This is a genomic window from Aequorivita xiaoshiensis (assembly GCF_022008395.1).
GTDB classification, from domain to species: domain Bacteria; phylum Bacteroidota; class Bacteroidia; order Flavobacteriales; family Flavobacteriaceae; genus Aequorivita; species Aequorivita xiaoshiensis.
The window spans coordinates 122199-139282 of the sequence record NZ_JAIRBB010000005.1 but is presented as its reverse complement, the minus strand read 5'-3'; the positions used below and the strand labels follow the sequence as shown (position 1 = coordinate 139282).

The 17084-nt window shown below is 35.8% G+C and carries 13 protein-coding genes; 12 read left to right on the top strand and 1 reads right to left on the bottom strand.

Annotated elements, in window-relative coordinates; translation table 11 throughout:
• Positions 1 to 2 precede the first annotated feature (2 nt).
• From cydB to acs, 10 genes are all read left to right on the top strand, one after another.
• Positions 3 to 1079: a cytochrome d ubiquinol oxidase subunit II gene (cydB, locus tag K8344_RS08105; protein WP_237608230.1), complete on the top strand. Its 1077-nt coding sequence runs from the start codon at positions 3 to 5 to the stop codon at positions 1077 to 1079.
• Between the two features lie 19 nt (positions 1080 to 1098).
• Complete coding sequence (locus K8344_RS08100) at positions 1099 to 1404, top strand: hypothetical protein (protein ID WP_237608229.1); 306 nt, start codon at positions 1099 to 1101, stop codon at positions 1402 to 1404.
• 164 nt (positions 1405 to 1568) lie between these two features.
• Entirely contained in the window at positions 1569 to 1967 is a 399-nt protein-coding gene (locus tag K8344_RS08095; protein ID WP_237608228.1) for a hypothetical protein, read from the top strand.
• A 146-nt stretch (positions 1968 to 2113) separates the two neighbouring features.
• Complete coding sequence (locus K8344_RS08090; RefSeq protein ID WP_237608227.1) at positions 2114 to 6445, top strand: CusA/CzcA family heavy metal efflux RND transporter; 4332 nt, start codon at positions 2114 to 2116, stop codon at positions 6443 to 6445.
• A gap of 10 nt (positions 6446 to 6455) precedes the next feature.
• On the top strand, positions 6456 to 7622 hold the full coding sequence (locus tag K8344_RS08085) for an efflux RND transporter periplasmic adaptor subunit (protein ID WP_237608226.1): 1167 nt from the start codon (positions 6456 to 6458) through the stop codon (positions 7620 to 7622).
• The gene (locus tag K8344_RS08080) at positions 7600 to 7827 is read left to right on the top strand and encodes a hypothetical protein (RefSeq protein ID WP_237608225.1); all 228 of its coding nucleotides are present in this window, start codon (positions 7600 to 7602) and stop codon (positions 7825 to 7827) included. The genes K8344_RS08085 and K8344_RS08080 overlap by 23 nt, the downstream gene beginning before the upstream one ends.
• 756 nt (positions 7828 to 8583) lie before the next feature.
• Positions 8584 to 9171, top strand: a complete 588-nt coding sequence (locus tag K8344_RS08075; RefSeq protein ID WP_237608224.1) for a hypothetical protein — start codon at positions 8584 to 8586, stop codon at positions 9169 to 9171.
• A gap of 302 nt (positions 9172 to 9473) precedes the next feature.
• Positions 9474 to 10031 (top strand): YeeE/YedE family protein, encoded by a 558-nt coding sequence (locus K8344_RS08070; protein ID WP_237608223.1) that lies wholly within the window; start codon positions 9474 to 9476, stop codon positions 10029 to 10031.
• 3 nt (positions 10032 to 10034) lie between these two features.
• Complete coding sequence (locus K8344_RS08065; protein ID WP_237608222.1) at positions 10035 to 10448, top strand: DUF6691 family protein; 414 nt, start codon at positions 10035 to 10037, stop codon at positions 10446 to 10448.
• Between the two features lie 208 nt (positions 10449 to 10656).
• The gene (gene acs / locus K8344_RS08060) at positions 10657 to 12564 is read left to right on the top strand and encodes an acetate--CoA ligase (protein WP_237608221.1); all 1908 of its coding nucleotides are present in this window, start codon (positions 10657 to 10659) and stop codon (positions 12562 to 12564) included.
• A gap of 396 nt (positions 12565 to 12960) precedes the next feature.
• Here the strand turns inward: acs and K8344_RS08055 are convergent, their stop codons facing one another.
• Positions 12961 to 14109 (bottom strand): cysteine desulfurase family protein, encoded by a 1149-nt coding sequence (locus K8344_RS08055; RefSeq protein ID WP_237608220.1) that lies wholly within the window; start codon positions 14107 to 14109, stop codon positions 12961 to 12963.
• A 206-nt stretch (positions 14110 to 14315) separates the two neighbouring features.
• Between K8344_RS08055 and K8344_RS08050 the strand changes: the two genes are divergently transcribed.
• The gene (locus K8344_RS08050) at positions 14316 to 15182 is read left to right on the top strand and encodes a TolB family protein (protein ID WP_237608219.1); all 867 of its coding nucleotides are present in this window, start codon (positions 14316 to 14318) and stop codon (positions 15180 to 15182) included.
• 258 nt (positions 15183 to 15440) lie between these two features.
• Positions 15441 to 17063 carry a M1 family metallopeptidase gene (locus K8344_RS08045; RefSeq protein ID WP_237608218.1) on the top strand — a complete coding sequence of 541 codons (1623 nt, stop codon included), beginning with the start codon at positions 15441 to 15443 and terminating at the stop codon, positions 17061 to 17063.
• The last annotated feature ends 21 nt before the right edge of the window (positions 17064 to 17084 follow it).

The window sequence follows — 17084 nt, the reverse complement described above, 5'->3', positions numbered from 1 at the left end:
TTATGGAATTATTCTGGTATATCGTTTTAATGGCTATGCTTACCATTTATGTGATTTTAGATGGTTATGATTTTGGTGCCGGTATCATTCATCTTTTCTATGCGAAAAAAGAAAAAGACAAAAAGGCTATTAGAAATGCTATTGGCCCATTTTGGGATGCTAACGAGGTGTGGCTTATCGCTGTAGGGGGTGTGTTATTTTTTGCTTTTCCAACCTTGTATGCTTCTTCCTTTAGCGGATTTTATTTGCCGTTAATAATGATATTATGGTTGCTAATTTTTCGAGCTATTGGTTTAGAACTTAGAGGGCAGATCCACAACAAAATATGGGAAGCAATTTGGGACAAAGCCTTCGGAATTGCAAGTCTACTCCTAGCCTTGTTTTTCGGAATTGCTCTAGGAAACGTAGTTAGAGGTGTAAATTTAGGGATGGTTACCAACGGAGTATCTGCTCACGAACCTCATTTTTTCTTTTTACCTCTTTGGAATTCAACGTTTAGCCCCCACGCAGAACACTTAGGTATAATTGACTGGTTTACCTTGCTGTTAGGGATAATTGGTGTGGTTGCCTTAGCTATTCATGGGGCAAATTGGATAATTTTTAAAACCAACTCCGATTTAAACCAAAAGCTTAAGCAAGTAGTTTTTAACTTGAATATTGTATTGCTAATTCTCGTTATTATATCGCTATTTTCTTGGCACATAATCGATCCTAAACCATTTCATAATTTTGTAAAATATCCTTGGCTTTGGATTTTCCCAATCATCACATTTAGTGGACTTTTTGGCTTATTTAAAATCAAAAGTTTTAAAAAGGATGGATTTGGATTTTTGTTTTCAACCTTATTCCTATTTGGCGGATTAGCATCAACTGTTTCTTCTATATTCCCAAACCTGTTGCCATCTACAAATATGGTAAACCCCTCCCTAACTGTTTATAACGCAGCAGCCCACGAGTACGGTTTATCGGTTGGTGTTTATTGGTTTGTAATTGCCGCAGTGTTAGTAGCCATTTATATGGTTATTCAATATCGCGTTTTTAATGGAAAGATGGACGATGTTGGTTATGGCGAACATTAGCAAGTTTTAGAAATACTCCATGATGACGGATACACTAATTGCTATTATAAGTATTTTTATTGGAATCCTTGGTGCCTTGCTTTTAAGTGTATTTAAGAAGAAATATTCTATGGGATTCACTGGCAATACAATTGCTGGAATATTCGGGAGTATATTTTTTATAAAAATTTTCGGAAGGCTTGGCTTCGATCCTATCTCCATAATGGAAACAGGGGAAGTTAACTATGTACTCTTCACTATAAATTTAGCCATTTCTCTGTTAGGAGGCGCAATTGGCTTATTGGTCACTAAGTTGCTTGTAGTTAAGATGAATCAAAAGAAATAAAACATTTTTTCTTATGTAACATAAGTCACTGTACAATTCCATTTAAATTTCAATCTTCGAAGCAACATTTACGTGTAAAAGTATATATCTGAATCAATAATCATTTAATTTAACTGCTTTCCGAAATATTCAATTCAGAAAAAATGTTTAATTTTGATGCCTAAGTGAAAACTATATTCGCCATATCATTTTCTTTTCTTATCGCTTTTCAAAGTGTAGGAGTTGGCATTCAAGATATTTTACTAATTGAAAAATTAGTGCAACATGCCGAATATCATTTTGAAAATCACGGGGATGATTTTTTCACTTTTATGCAAAAACACTACGGTTCCTTACAGGCTGAACATGAGGAAGAGCAAAAAGAGGACAAACACGAACATGAAAAGTTACCCTTTCAACATATCTCTTGCCATCATGTTTTAACCGATGTATTATTGGTGTCATTAGATTTTGAAATCCCAAAGGTGGAAATTAACATTCCGCAATCGCATGAATTTCATTACCAAAATTTATATTCTTCTTTGGAAAAGGTCTCAATTTTCCAACCCCCACAATTAGCATAACAAATAAGACCAGATTAGGAACATTTTTGTTCCGAATTATTTTATGGTCAGCTTATGCGGTTCCATAGTATGGGACGGCTACCACCCTATTCTATTGTTTCATATTTCAACATTTTAACGGTTGAAAGTCATAGATAAATTTAGTTATGTTATCAAAAATTATTCATTTCAGTATAAAAAATAAACTGATCGTTGGGTTGTTCACCTTGGCCCTCATTATTTTCGGAGTATTTTCACTCACCCGAATTTCAATTGGTGCTGTTCCCGATATTACCAATAATCAAGTTCAAGTAATTACTACCTCCAAAAATCTTTCTACGCAAGATATGGAGCAATTTATTACATATCCCGTGGAGTTGGAAATGGCAAATCTTCCGGGAGTTGTCGAAATACGGTCCACTTCAAAATTTGGTCTTTCAGTAGTGACAATCGTATTTGAAGAAGACATGGGAATGTATCTTCCGCGACAACTTATAGCCGAAAAAATACAATCTGCAGCCGAAAATATCCCAGAGGGATTTGGCACTCCGGAGATGGGGCCAATTACAACAGGTTTGGGCGAAATCTATCAATATATTTTAGATGTAGACCCTGAATATAAGGACAAATATAGTTTAACCGAACTCAGGACAATTCAAGATTGGATTATTAAAAGACAACTTTCAGGAATTCCCGGAGTGGTTGAGGTAAATTCTTGGGGCGGAAATTTAAAACAATATGAGGTCGCAATTAACACCAATAAGCTAAATGCTATGGGTATAACTGCAGGCGAAATCTATACGGCCTTAGAAAAAAATAACAGTATTTCTGGCGGTGGATATATTGAAAAAAGTAATCAAGCCTACTTTATCCGAGGCGAAGGCTTAATTACCTCTCTAGATGATATTAAAAATATTGTTGTTAAAGCCCAGGGTGACTTCCCTATTTATATAAAAGACGTAGCGAAAGTACAATTTGGGAGCGCCATGCGTTTTGGGGCAATTACCGGAAATGGTGAAGGCGAAAAAGTACTCGGCCAAGTAATGATGATTAAAGGAGGAGATTCTGATAAAGTAATTAGAGCTATTCAAAAACGTGTAGCCGAAATTTCCTCAGCATTACCAGAGGGAGTACACATCAATCCTTTTTTAGATAGAAGTGAATTGATTGGAAAAACCACCTATACCATTGCCGAAAACCTCATTCTCGGAATTCTAATTGTAATTTTTGTAGTAGTTCTGCTATTAGGAAATTTACGCTCAGGCCTAGTGGTAGCTTCGGTGATTCCGCTTTCCTTATTGTTCACGCTTTCCATGATGTATTTATTTAATATAGATGCCAATCTAATGAGCATGGGTGCAATAGATTTTGGAATTATCGTTGACGGTGCAGTAATTATTGTAGAATATGTAGCATTCCAAATCAATAAGAATGTGCTAAAATTAAATGCCCTTACACCTATTGAGAGGCAAGTTGCCAAAGACAAAATCACTGAAAAAGGATCTTCAAAAATGATGAATGCAGCGGTTTTTGGTCAGCTCATTATTTTAATAGTTTTTATTCCAATATTATCTTTAAGTGGCGTTGAAGGAAAAATGTTTCAACCAATGGCACTTACTTTTAGTTTTGCGATGATCGGAACGATGTTATTGTGTTTTACTTACGTTCCTGTGGCGGCTTCAATCTTTCTTAAACCCAAGAAGATTTCATCTAATAACATCTCGGTTAAGATAATGACCCTTCTTAACCGTCTTTATGAGCCCATGATTGAATGGGCCTTGGGAGCAAAAAAATTGGTTATCGCAGTTGCGATAGTTATGTTAGGAGTAACTGCTTATATTTTCTCCACAATGGGAAGCGAATTTATCCCAACTTTAGATGAAGGGGATTTTGTAATACAACCTGTACTAAAAACAGGAACATCTCTTAGCAATACAATTGATATTACTACTCAAATTGAACAAATATTAATTAAAAATTTCCCTGAAGTAGACCAAATTGTTAGTCGAATAGGTGCCGCTGAAGTTCCAACAGACCCTATGTCTATGGAAGCAAGTGATATTATTATCACCCTAAAACCTAAAAGCGAATGGGTTTCGGCAACCTCTAAAAATGAATTGGCAGAAAAGTTTAGTGAAGCCTTAGCTATATTACCAGGGATGGAAGTTGAATTTACCCAACCAATTGAAATGCGATTTAACGAGCTAATTACTGGAGTCCGAGCCGATATAGCCATTAAAATTTTTGGCGAAGATTTAGATATTTTAGACAAAAAAGGGCAGGAAATTAAAAGCTTAATCGAAGATGTGCCAGGTGCAGACGATATTGTTGTAGAAAAAGTTGTGGGTCTGCCAGAGATGAATGTAAAATTCGATAGAGCGAAAATTGCACGTTACGGGCTAAATATTGAAGATCTGAATCAAATGATTTCAATGGGGTTTGCGGGTAGCGCTGCAGGAAGTGTTTTTGAAGGCGAAAAACGTTTCGATCTAGTAATGCGATTAGAAGAAGGACATAGAAATGACATTTCTAACCTTGAAAACCTCTATGTAGACACACCTTCTGGCGCAAAAATACCTTTAAGAGAATTAGCAGCCATTACCTATTCTAAAGGTGCAGCACAAATATCTAGAGATGACACCAAACGCCGAATTGTAGTAGGTGTAAATGTTCGGAATCGCGATTTACAAAGCGTAGTTGATGATGTTCAAAAGTTGATTGATAAAAATGTGAATCTCCCCGTAGGATACACTATTGATTACGGCGGACAGTTTGAAAACTTAGAAAGTGCAAAACAACGCTTGTATATAGCGGTACCAGTGGCTTTAGTATTGATATTTATAATGTTGTATTTCGCTTTTAATTCGGTGCGGGAAGCATTAATGATTTATTCTGCAATCCCATTGGCTGCCGTAGGGGGTGTATTGCTTTTATGGATTCGGGATATGCCATTCAGTATATCGGCTGGAGTTGGGTTTATAGCCCTTTTCGGTGTTGCCGTATTGAATGGAATTATTTTGATAGAACATTTTAAAGAACTTAAAAAGGAAGGAATGAAAGATAAAAATAAGCTCATTGTTCAAGGCTCCAAAGATAGATTACGCGCTGTTTTACTAACGGCATCCTCAACAGCTTTAGGTTTTTTACCGATGGCAATCTCTACTGGAGCCGGAGCAGAAGTACAACGACCGTTGGCCACTGTAGTAATTGGAGGAATGATTACAGCATTTATATTAACGCTAATCGTTTTGCCTGTGTTGTATTCAATTTTTGATTCCGATAAAGTGAGGGAACCTAAAAAGAAATTAGGAAAATCAATTCCAATAACCCTTCTGGTGCTCTTTCTAGGCTTTTCAGGAACAGCGCAGCAGAATCCGAGAACCTTGCAAGAGTTAAAACAAATGGCTTTCAATAACAATGCAGGACTTAAAGCTTCTGAACTGCAGACAGAACAAGCTAACACCTTAATTGGCAGTGCATTCAGTTTTGACAAAGCCACTATTTTTTATGAGTTTGACGAAAATAACTTAGAATTAAACAATGTGTCCTTAAACAAATATGGATTACAACAAGATTTTCGTTTTCCAACGGTTTACTTCGCTCAAAAAAATGTAAATCAACGTCAGTTTGAAATGCAAAGTAATCAACATGAGCTTCAAAAAAGAAAAATTGAAGGTAATGTTGTTGCAGCGTATTATCAATATCAATATGAAATAAACAGAGTAAATGTCTATAAAAGGTTGGATAGCCTTTACCAAAAATTTGCCCATGCAGCAGAACGTCGTTTTGAATTAGGAGAAACAAATTATCTGGAAAAGATAACCGCTCGTGCCAAACAACGACAGTTGGAAACCAGTTTTAACCAAACTAAGGAAGATGTGTTAATTGCTATGGAGCAACTAAAAACCGTAGTTCAGTCTAAAGATAGTTTGCTTATCGTTACACGCCCCCTTGAAAAACTTCAGCCTTCAATTGTAGCTTTAGAGCATCATCCTGGTATAGACTATTATGAAAGTAGAAATACATTTTATAAAGCTAAAAGAAGTCTTGAGAAGCAAGATTTATTACCAGACCTTAGTTTTTCGTATGCTTTGGAGAGTTATACGGGAATAAATCAAAGTTCTCACGTCTACCAAGTTGGTCTTAAAATTCCCTTGCTATTTGGCGGAAATGCTTCAAAAATCAAGGCATCAAAGATTGCCGCAGATGTAAGTTTGCAGCAAGCTGAAGATTATAGAATTCATCTGAATTCACGTAAAGTACAGCTGCTTAATGAAATTTCAAAATATGAAGATGCACTTCAATATTATGAAACCGAAGGGAAAACGCTTTCAGAAGAAATCTTAAAAACAGCAAATCTCAGTTTCAAAAACGGCGAAATAGACTTTTTTCAATACATACAAAGTCTTGAAAATGCCTACGAAATTGAATTACAACATCTAGAAAACCTCAACAAATACAATCAAGCAGTAATTGCTGTCAACTATTTAACGCTTTAAAAAATTAATTATGCAGTATATAAAATCAATTTTGTTACTATTAGCCTTCACTTTGGCATCGTGTAATAATTCGGAAAAAAAAGTTGATTCTACTGAATCAATTGCCTCAGAAAAAACAGAAGAAAACATCCATCTTTCAAAAGTACAATTCGAAAATGCTAAAATGGAAATTGGACAACTCACCGAAAAACCTTTTGCTCAAACGGTTCAAACAAGTGGAGTTATAGATGTTCCCCCACAAAGCAGAGCGATGGTTAGTGCCTTTGCTGGAGGTTATATAAAAAACACACCCCTATTAATAGGAAGTAAAGTTTCTAAAGGACAACGCTTAGTTACTATCGAAAATCCGGAGTTTATTACCATGCAACAGAACTATATGGAAACTGTAGCGCAGCTTTCATATTTAAGTTCAGAATACGAGCGACAAAAAACGATGCTCGAAGAAAATATAACTTCTCAGAAAAGCTTTTTAAAAGCAGAAAGTGAATACAAAACTGCTGTAGCACGTAGCAATAGTTTAAAGAAAAACCTTCAAATGTTGAATATAAATCCTGCCTCGGTAGCAGCGGGAAAAATAGTTTCACAAGTAAATATATATAGCCCCATAGATGGACATGTAACTCAGGTTTTTGTAAATACAGGCACCTATGTTTCCCCAGCCGATAAAATAATGGAAATAATAAATGCAGATCATATTCACTTGGAATTAAAAGTTTTTGAAAAAGATTTATTACAACTTAAAAAGAATCAAGAAATACTATTTTCGGTTCCAGAAGCTTCAAAAGAAATTTTTAAAGGTGACGTGCATTTAGTTGGAACCTCTATCGACCCCAATTCTAGAGTAGCAATAATTCACGGACATATTGACGAAAAAGATGAACAAAACTTCACCGCAGGAATGTTTGTAGAGGCTCAAATTGTAACAGCTACTACAAACCATCTAGCCCTTCCTGAGGATGCTATAGTAGAATTGGAAGGGAAAAAGTACGTTTTGCTAGTCGAAAAGGAAGATGCTGAAGAGTTTGAATTGCATCCTGTAGAGGTAAAACCTGGAGAGACCCACAATGGATTTACAAGAATTAAAAATGCTGCAGCCTTAATGAAGAACAGCAAATTTTTAACTAAAGGTGCTTTTGGTTTATTGCAGGAAGAAGGTGCTGGCGGGCATAGTCATTGATAAAACTGAAGATGGAGATGTCGTCAAACCTTCCCCCGAATATGACCTGCAAGGTGTTGTTTTGATTTATATAACAATTGAAAACCTCCTTGTAGGTCTTAAACGAAAAATTGATGAGGTAGTTGAAATTGAAGTCGAAAAAGAAAGAATCTTACCTGATGTAAAACACTTACAAGTTCCTTCCCCTTCGAAATTTTTTAAATAATTATACGGAGTGGTTGAAGGAGAAGGTGGCAGCTGGGATACAGGTTGATTAGTAGCTAAATTAAAAATCCAGCTGGCGGAAGGGGTTGAAATTGAAGTTGAAGTTGAAGTTGAAGTTCAAGATGAAGATGAAGTTCTCCCTCGGCAAAGTTTATCATGAGCCAAGCCGAAGGCTCGGGAACCAACTTAATTCGATATTAAAACTTAGTATCTATTTGAACTAAACAATTAAAAATATCATCTGCCAATGTGATACACTTACAATTTCCTTCCCCTTCGAAATACTTTAAATAATAAGACGGAGTGGTTAAAGGGGAAGGTAGCGGTTGGGAAGTCGGTTATTTAGCAGCTGAATTCATAACCCAACTGAGGAAGGGATTGAAGTTGAAGATGAAGTTCTCCCTCGGCAAAGTTTATCATGAGCCAAGCCGAAGGCTCGGGAACCAACTTAATTCGAAATTAAATCTTAGTATCTATTTGAACTAAACAATTAAAAATATCATCTGCCAATGTAATACACTTACAAGTTCCTTCCCCTTCGAAATACTTTAAATAATTGTACTATTGATTTTAAGGGGAAGGTGGCAGCTGGGATACAGGTTGATTAGTAGCTAAATTAAAAATCCAGCTGGCGGAAGGGGTTGAAGGTAAAATGTCCGTTATAGGCATTACATAGAAAATTTTATTACTCAAAATCTTAAAAAATCCAAGTTTTATTTTTTTCGTATCTTAAACATTAATTTTAAAAAGCTTGATTATGAAAAAATTACTCGTTGTTATTGCATTTACCTCTGCTTTTTCAGCATTTTCCCAATCTAAAATTCTGCCAGCCGATATACAAATAAAGACTGCCGTTCTAGCTGCACCTGAAATGTATCGCGATGCGGCTACAGTTCTTGGGTATAACGCCGAAGGAAAACTAGTAACACTTCGTGAAGGCACCAATAAATTGATTTGTTTAGCAGACGATCCAAACAAAGAAGGAATAAGCGTAGCCTGCTATGGCGCCGAATTAGAACCATTTATGGCAAGAGGAAGAGAACTAGAGGCTGCAGGAAAATCTAATCCCGAAAAGCAAGAAGTTCGAAAACAAGAGATTGAAGCTGGAACGCTAAAAATGCCCAAAGAACCTTCAATGGTTTATGTTTTGGCTGCTGAAGATAAAGACCTTAATACCGAAACTGGTGAACTTGAAAATAGCAGAATTCGCTATGTACTTTACAAACCTTATATGACGGGTGAAAGCACTGGCCTACCAACTAAACCACAAGCTCCAGGAATGCCCTGGTTAATGGATGCTGGCACTCATCGTTCACATATTATGATTTCGCCTGCTAGAAAATAGTAAGGACAGTTATATTTAAATCTATAAAAAGGTGGTGTTTTGTTATAATACAGAACACCACCTTTTGCTAGTAATACCTTTCTATTTACTCTCCAATACTCCAATAAATCTAGTTTAGTATTTTTGATTTTTTATTTCATAATATTTCAATTTTAAAAAGCTATACACTACTCTTCTTAAGCTGGTTAACCTCAAATTAAGATTAAAACTTTCTCTATTCTTTTTAATTACCCATTGGAATGTAATCTAAGTTACACTCTGTTTGGTTAATCATACTTAAGTTTGCACAAAAATTATTAACTATGAATTTATTTTATGATCCTTGGCCGTGGTATATAAGCGGACCTTTAATTGCGCTTGTAATGTTTGTGCTTTTGTACTTAGGAAAGCAATTTGGAATGTCCTCGAACTTACGTACAGCCTGCTCAGCCTTAGGAGCTGGCAAAGCAGCAGACTTTTTTAAATTCGACTGGAGAACGCAACGTTGGAATTTAATGGTTGTTTTAGGCGCCATAATTGGGGGGTTTATAGCCTCTAATTTTATGAGCGATAATATTGTTACCATAAACCCTGATGTAGCACAACAGTTAGCTGATGATTACAACATCACCTCCGCAAACCAAGCGTATTTACCGACTGAAATTTTCAGTATGGAGAATATTGCACAGCCAAAAAACATTCTAATTTTACTAATAGGAGGATTATTGGTAGGATTTGGTGCTAGGTATGCAGGTGGCTGTACTTCTGGTCATGCAATTTCGGGATTAAGTAACTTACAACTGCCTTCATTGATTGCAGTAGTAGGCTTTTTTATTGGTGGCTTAGTTATGATTCACCTTATTTACCCTTTAATATTTTAGAAAATGAGATACATCACATATTTAATAGTAGGTATATTCTTCGGAATTATAATGTTTAAATCTGAAGCTGCATCTTGGTTTCGAATTTATGAAATGTTCCAATTTGGTAGTTTCCATATGTATGGAATTATGGGTTCCGCATTAGCCATTGGAGTAATTGGAGTTCAGCTAATTAAACGAAAAAACATAAAACCCATTGATGGAGGGGAAATGAGATTACAGCCAAAAGATAAAGGTTTTAGTCGTTATATGATTGGGGGTATAATTTTCGGATTAGGTTGGGCCTTGTCTGGTGCTTGTCCAGGACCGATGTATGTATTAGCAGGAGCAGGATATCTCCCTATTTTAATAGTTATCCTTGGAGCACTATTAGGAACTTTTATTTATGGATTAGTAAAAAACAAACTTCCTCATTAATTTCGATTTTATTCATAATTTGAAAGTCCCGCTACAATAATTTGCTAGCGGGATTTTTAATTTTTGTAAATAGTTATTTTCATATTTTATTGAATTCTAATTTAAATATTCTTAAAATGTAAATATATTTGAAAGGCTTTAGTCTAGTAAGGTTAAAAAAAATCTATCTTAATTTTGCTAAATTCACTTCCCATAAGACCGTCTTACAATGAGTAATTACCACATAAAGAATTTAGAAGAATATTTTCAAGTTTACAGAAAATCTGTTCGTGACCCAGAAAACTTTTGGGAGGAAATAGCCGAAGAAAACTTTTTGTGGCGTAAGCGATGGGATAAAGTATTAGAATACGACCTTTCAAAATCGGAATTCTCTTGGTATAAAGGGGCAAAACTAAATATTACTGAAAACTGTATTGACAGGCATTTATATACTCACGCTAATAAAACAGCTATCATTTTTGAACCAAACAATCCCGATGAGATGGCAGAACATATTAGCTATCGCCAACTACACGATAGAGTTTGCAGGTTTGCGAATGTTTTACAAAACCACGGAATTCAAAAAGGAGATCGGGTTTGTATATACCTACCAATGATACCTGATTTGGCAATTTCCTTATTGGCCTGTGCGCGAATTGGAGCGATACATTCAGTAGTTTTTGCAGGCTTTTCTGCTTCTGCCCTATCTAGCAGAATTAACGATTCCGATTGTAAGATGGTTATAACTAGCGATGGCTCTTACCGTGGAAATAAAACAATAGATTTAAAAGGAATTGTAGATGATGCATTAGAAAGTTGCCCAGGTGTAAAAACTGTTTTAGTAGCAAAACGTACAAATTCTGATATTCCTATGAAGGAAAATCGCGATAAGTGGTTACAACCTTTATTAGACGCTGCAAAAAACGAATGCGAACCGGTGATTATGGATGCGGAAGATCCATTATTTATTTTGTACACATCTGGAAGTACAGGAAAACCAAAAGGCATGGTTCACACTATTGCTGGATACATGGTTTATACCGCCCATAGTTTTAAAAACGTGTTCCAATACCGAGAGAACGATGTTTTTTGGTGTACTGCAGATATTGGATGGATAACCGGCCATAGTTATATAGTGTATGGCCCCTTAGCAAACGGAGCCACAACTTTAATGTTTGAAGGTGTTCCCTCCTATCCCGATTTTGGACGTTTTTGGAATGTTGTTGAAAAGCACAAAGTGACTCAGTTTTACACCGCACCAACGGCAATTCGTGCCTTAGCCAAAGAAAAAACAGATTTTTTAGAAAAATACGATCTTTCATCACTTAAAATTTTAGGTAGTGTTGGTGAACCAATTAATGAAGAAGCTTGGCATTGGTACAACGATAATATTGGGAAGAAAAATTGCCCAATAGTAGACACTTGGTGGCAAACCGAAACTGGTGGAATTATGATTTCTCCAATTCCCTACTCTACTCCTACCATTCCGACGTATGCAACCTTGCCGCTACCGGGAATTCAACCTGCATTAATGGGTGAAAATGGAGAGGAGCTTAAAGGAAATTCTGTTAGTGGAAAATTATGTATAAAGTTCCCTTGGCCTGCCATGGCAAGAACAATATGGAATAATCACGAGCGATATCGAGAAACCTACTTTTCGGCTTATAAAGATATGTACTTCTCTGGCGATGGTGCGCTTCGAGATAGCACAGGTTACTACAGAATTACAGGCCGTGTTGATGATGTAATTATTGTTTCTGGTCATAATCTAGGAACAGCTCCTATTGAAGATTCGATAAACGAACACCCAGCAGTATCCGAGAGTGCAATTGTAGGCTTTCCTCACAACATTAAAGGAAATGCACTATACGGTTATGTAATTCTGAAGGAAACTGGAGAGAGCCGTATGCACGACAATTTGCGCAAAGAAATAAATCAGATTATCACAGAACACATTGGACCCATTGCGAAATTGGATAAAATTCAATTTGTTTCCGGTTTACCTAAAACTAGAAGCGGGAAGATTATGCGCCGTATCTTGAGAAAGATAGCTGAAAAAGACACTTCAAACCTTGGAGATATTTCTACCCTACTAAACCCTGAAATTGTAGAGGAGATTATGAAGGAGGCGCTTTAGATGGACGATGTTGGAAGTTGGAGGCTAGAAGTTAGAAGTTGGAGGTTGGAGGTTGGAGGTTGGTAGTGAAATTTAAAAAATATAGTTTCCATTCCGCTTCGCTCGGGGTGCGCGTTTTGGGATTTGTGATTTGGAATTTGAGTTTTGTCCGTATTGTCTTCTACAAGCTCAGACTGACAAATTGAAAGATGTTTTGTATTTGAAAACATGTCTACCCCCTCGGCTCCGCTTAGGGTGCGGGTTTGAAATTTGAATTTTGGAGTATTAAAAGATTGTCTTCTACAGACTAAAACTGATAAAAGGCAAGAAAATTTGTATTTTAGAATAATTGAGTTCCCTCGGCTCCGCTCGGGGTGCGGGGTTTGGAATTTGCAATTTAACTTTTAGATTTTTAGTTTACCCTTCAATAAATTCCTTTAAACATTCAACTACATAATCCACTTCTTCTTTTTTATTGAAAGAAGAAAATGAAAAACGAATTGATGGCTTAGCAAGATCGTCGTCTGAAAGGATGGCGCTTAGCACGTGTGATCCACCTTCGCTACCACTTTGACAGGCGCTTCCTTTAGAGCAAGCAATTCCTTTTAAATCTAATTGAAACAAAAGCAACATCGCTTTTTCAGGAGTTATAGGAAGGCATACATTTAGTAACGTATACGTACTGCGCTCGTCATTATCGCAATCTCCGTTGAATTTTACACCTTCAATGTTTTCTGAAAGTTGTGTTTTAAAGTATTGCTTTAACTCGCTAATGTATTTGCGTTCCTTTTCTAATTTATGATAAGATAATTTTAAGGCTTCAGCCATTCCTGCAATTGCATACACTGCTTCAGTTCCTGCTCTAAGTCCTCTCTCTTGAGCACCACCGTGAATTAATGGCTTTAAACCTGAATTTTTACGAATAAAAGCAAACCCTGCTCCCTTTGGTCCGTGAAATTTATGTGCGGCAGCAGCAGCAAAATCAACTGGAATGTCTTTAAAGTCAAGTTCAAAATGTCCTACAGATTGTACTGTATCACTATGGAAAAGTGTATCGTATTTCTTACAAAGCTCAGCAGTCGTTTTTAAATCCAGAAGATTACCCACCTCATTATTAACGTGCATTAAGCTCACTAAAGTTTTTTCGGAGGTATCAGACAATAACTTCTCTAAATGCTTGTAATCTACATGCCCGCAATGGTCTAAGTTTACGAATTCTATTGTAATACCGTATTTTTCTTGAAGCCAATCTAAAGTATGTAAAACAGCGTGATGTTCAATTCTGCTAGAAATTATGCGTTTAACGCCTAGATCACGAACAGCTCCATTGAGTATTAAGTTATCCGCTTCGGTACCCCCAGAAGTAAAAATAATTTCGCTTGTAGTAACATTCAGTAGCTTAGCAATTTCTTTCCTAGCATTTTCTAACAGCGATTTTGAAGATCTACCGTACGAATGGGTCGATGAAGGATTCCCGTATTCAGTTTTTAAAACCTCACAAATACAATCAATCACTTCATCTCTAAGCTGAGTGGTTGCAGCGCTATCAAAATATACCTTTTTCATCTAGAAATTATTTAAAACATTCGCTTTCAAACAAGTGGAAACCACCTGAAGTCTTATTTATTATTTTCAGCTTGCAAAAATACATATTTAAACAGTTTTCAAGCTTATTAAAACGAAAAGATAAAACAAGCTTTAAGTTTTCCAAAAAAATACTTCTTGTAGATTATGGCGTAGAGTTTGCTATTTTTGAGGAAAAATGATTTACCATGAAAAAGATTCTTTTCCTTCTTACTTTATTTACACTTCAATTAAGTTTTGCGCAACAAAATACTGAAGTTTATATTTTCGATATTTCACCTTCCTATTCGGGTATGGAACTGCTAAATGCCCGTAATGTTTCAAATAATGAAGGTTACGACAATCAGCCTTCTTTTATTTCAAATGAAACCTTGGTCTTTGCTGGAAACAACAATGGACAAACAGATATTTCAGAATACAATTTAAATTCAAAAATTAAAACTTGGGTCAATCAAAAAACCGAGGGAGGCGAATATTCGCCACAAAAATTTCCATCCAGCGATGATATCGCAGCAGTAAGATTGGACAAAGACGGAAAACAACGCCTGTATAGATATGATTCAGAAACTGGAAAATCTTCAGAAATTATAGAGGATTTAGAAGTAGCTTATTTTGCATTTTATAATGACGAACTAATACTTGCCACAGTTCTAGCTGATGACAAATTGGATTTAGTCATGATTAATTTAACTACTAGAACTGTTGATACTTTATTTCGAAACGCAGGAAGAACGCTTCAAAGAATCCCAAAAACCTCTTATATGAGCTATTCCTTGAATAATGATGAGGGAAATTTAGATATCTATATGCTCGATATGAATTCAAAGGAAAATTATTTTGTTAGTGAACTGCCTATTGGCATTCAAGATTACGTTTGGATTAACGAAACTCAGATTCTTGTTGGTAGCGGTAATAAACTATATATGTATGACACTTTGGGTGAACCAGAGTGGAATCGTGTAGCATCACTTGAAGACTACGGAATAAAAAATATAACTAGAATGGCAATTAGTCCGAATGGAAAAAAAATAGCCCTTGTGGTTGAAGAGAAGTAAAATTTAGAATCAGTTTTGTACTAAAAGTTTAATCTTCTTACTTAGAGTACAAAATAGAGAGAAAACTCTTCAGAATTACAGTCTTGGAATGAATTCTTTTGCCTTAAAGTTTCAGACAGCTTGAGATTTTCGAGCAAAACCGAATATTTCAATTGAACTAATTGAATAATTTCTCTTTTATAGAACTCAGCTACTTTTCAGTATTTATAATAGCTTCAAGTCTTTTTTTTGGTATTTTTAGACAAAAATTTCTCCTCAATGAAAAATCTTTTCTTACTACTATTCCTAAGCATTAATTTTGTTTCCATTGCACAAGAATTTTCACGTGCAGATACACTTAGAGGTAGCATTACACCTGAAAGAGCTTGGTGGAATGTTACACATTACGATTTAAAAGTTTCCGTAAACCCTTCAGAAAAATCTATCGAAGGTAGTAATACCATAACTTATGAAGTTTTAGAGCGCAACAACATTATGCAAATCGACTTGCAGGCTCCGATGAAAATTGACAAAATTCTTCAAAACAATGAACAAATATCATTCACTTCAGATGGAAATGCGCATTTTTTAAAACTGAAAAAGAAGCAGAAAAAAGGTAAGCAGAATAAAATCACCATTTACTTTTCTGGAAAACCAACTGTAGCTCGACGTGCGCCTTGGGATGGTGGATTTACTTGGACCAAAGACAGTAATGGCAACCACTTTATCGCCACTGCTAATCAAGGAATTGGCGCTAGTGTTTGGTGGCCGTTAAAAGACCACCCTTCTGAAGAACCTGATAATGGCATGAGAATTTCGGTTACCACTCCAAAACATTTAATGGATGTGAGCAATGGAAGACTTATTAAAGTAACTGAAAGCGACACTACAAAAACTTGGGTTTGGGAGGTTGTAAACCCGATTAATGCCTACGGAGTGAATATAAATATTGGGGATTATGTACACTGGGGTGAAAAGTATCAAGGTTTAAATGGCACTTTAGATATGGATTATTATGTATTAAGAGAAAATGAGGAAAAAGCCAAAGAACAATTTAAACAAGCCCCAATGATGATGGAAGCGTTTGAACACTGGTTTGGCCCCTACCCTTTTTACGAAGATGGATACAAACTTGTGGAAGCACCATATTTAGGAATGGAGCATCAAAGTAGTGTTACCTATGGCAATGGATTTGAAAATGGATACTTGGGTCGCGACTTATCTAGATCGGGATGGGGAATGAAATTCGATTTTATAATAATTCACGAAAGTGGTCACGAATGGTTTGCTAATAATATTACGAATAAGGATGTGGCAGACATGTGGGTTCATGAAGGATTTACCTGCTATTCTGAAAATATCTATCTCGATTATCACTTCGGAAAAAAAGCATCTTCAGAATATGTTGTTGGACTTCGCCGTAGTATTCTAAATGACATTCCAATAATTGGAAATTATAATGTTAGCCATTCAGGTAGCAGCGATAAGTATTACAAAGGAGCAAATATGCTTCACACCATTAGACAACTAATTGATAATGATGAAAAGTGGCGACAAATCCTTATTGGGTTGAATAAAGGTTTTTATCACCAAACTGTAAGCAGCAAACAGGTTGAAGATTATATCATGCAGAAAAGTGGTTTAGATCTCAATGTGTTTTTTAACCAATACCTAAGAACAACTATGATTCCTAAGTTGGAATATAAGGTTGAAGACAACAAGTTGAAATTTCGCTACACCGACATCCTTAAAAACTTTAAGATGCCTGTAATTGCTATTATTAATGGAAAAGAAGAATGGATAAAACCTACTTCGGAATGGAAAACAAAAGAATTTTCATCATTCATTGAAACTGCTGAAATCAAAAAAGATTTTTATGTTATTACTGAAATAATTGAATAACATACACCCATTTAAAATTAC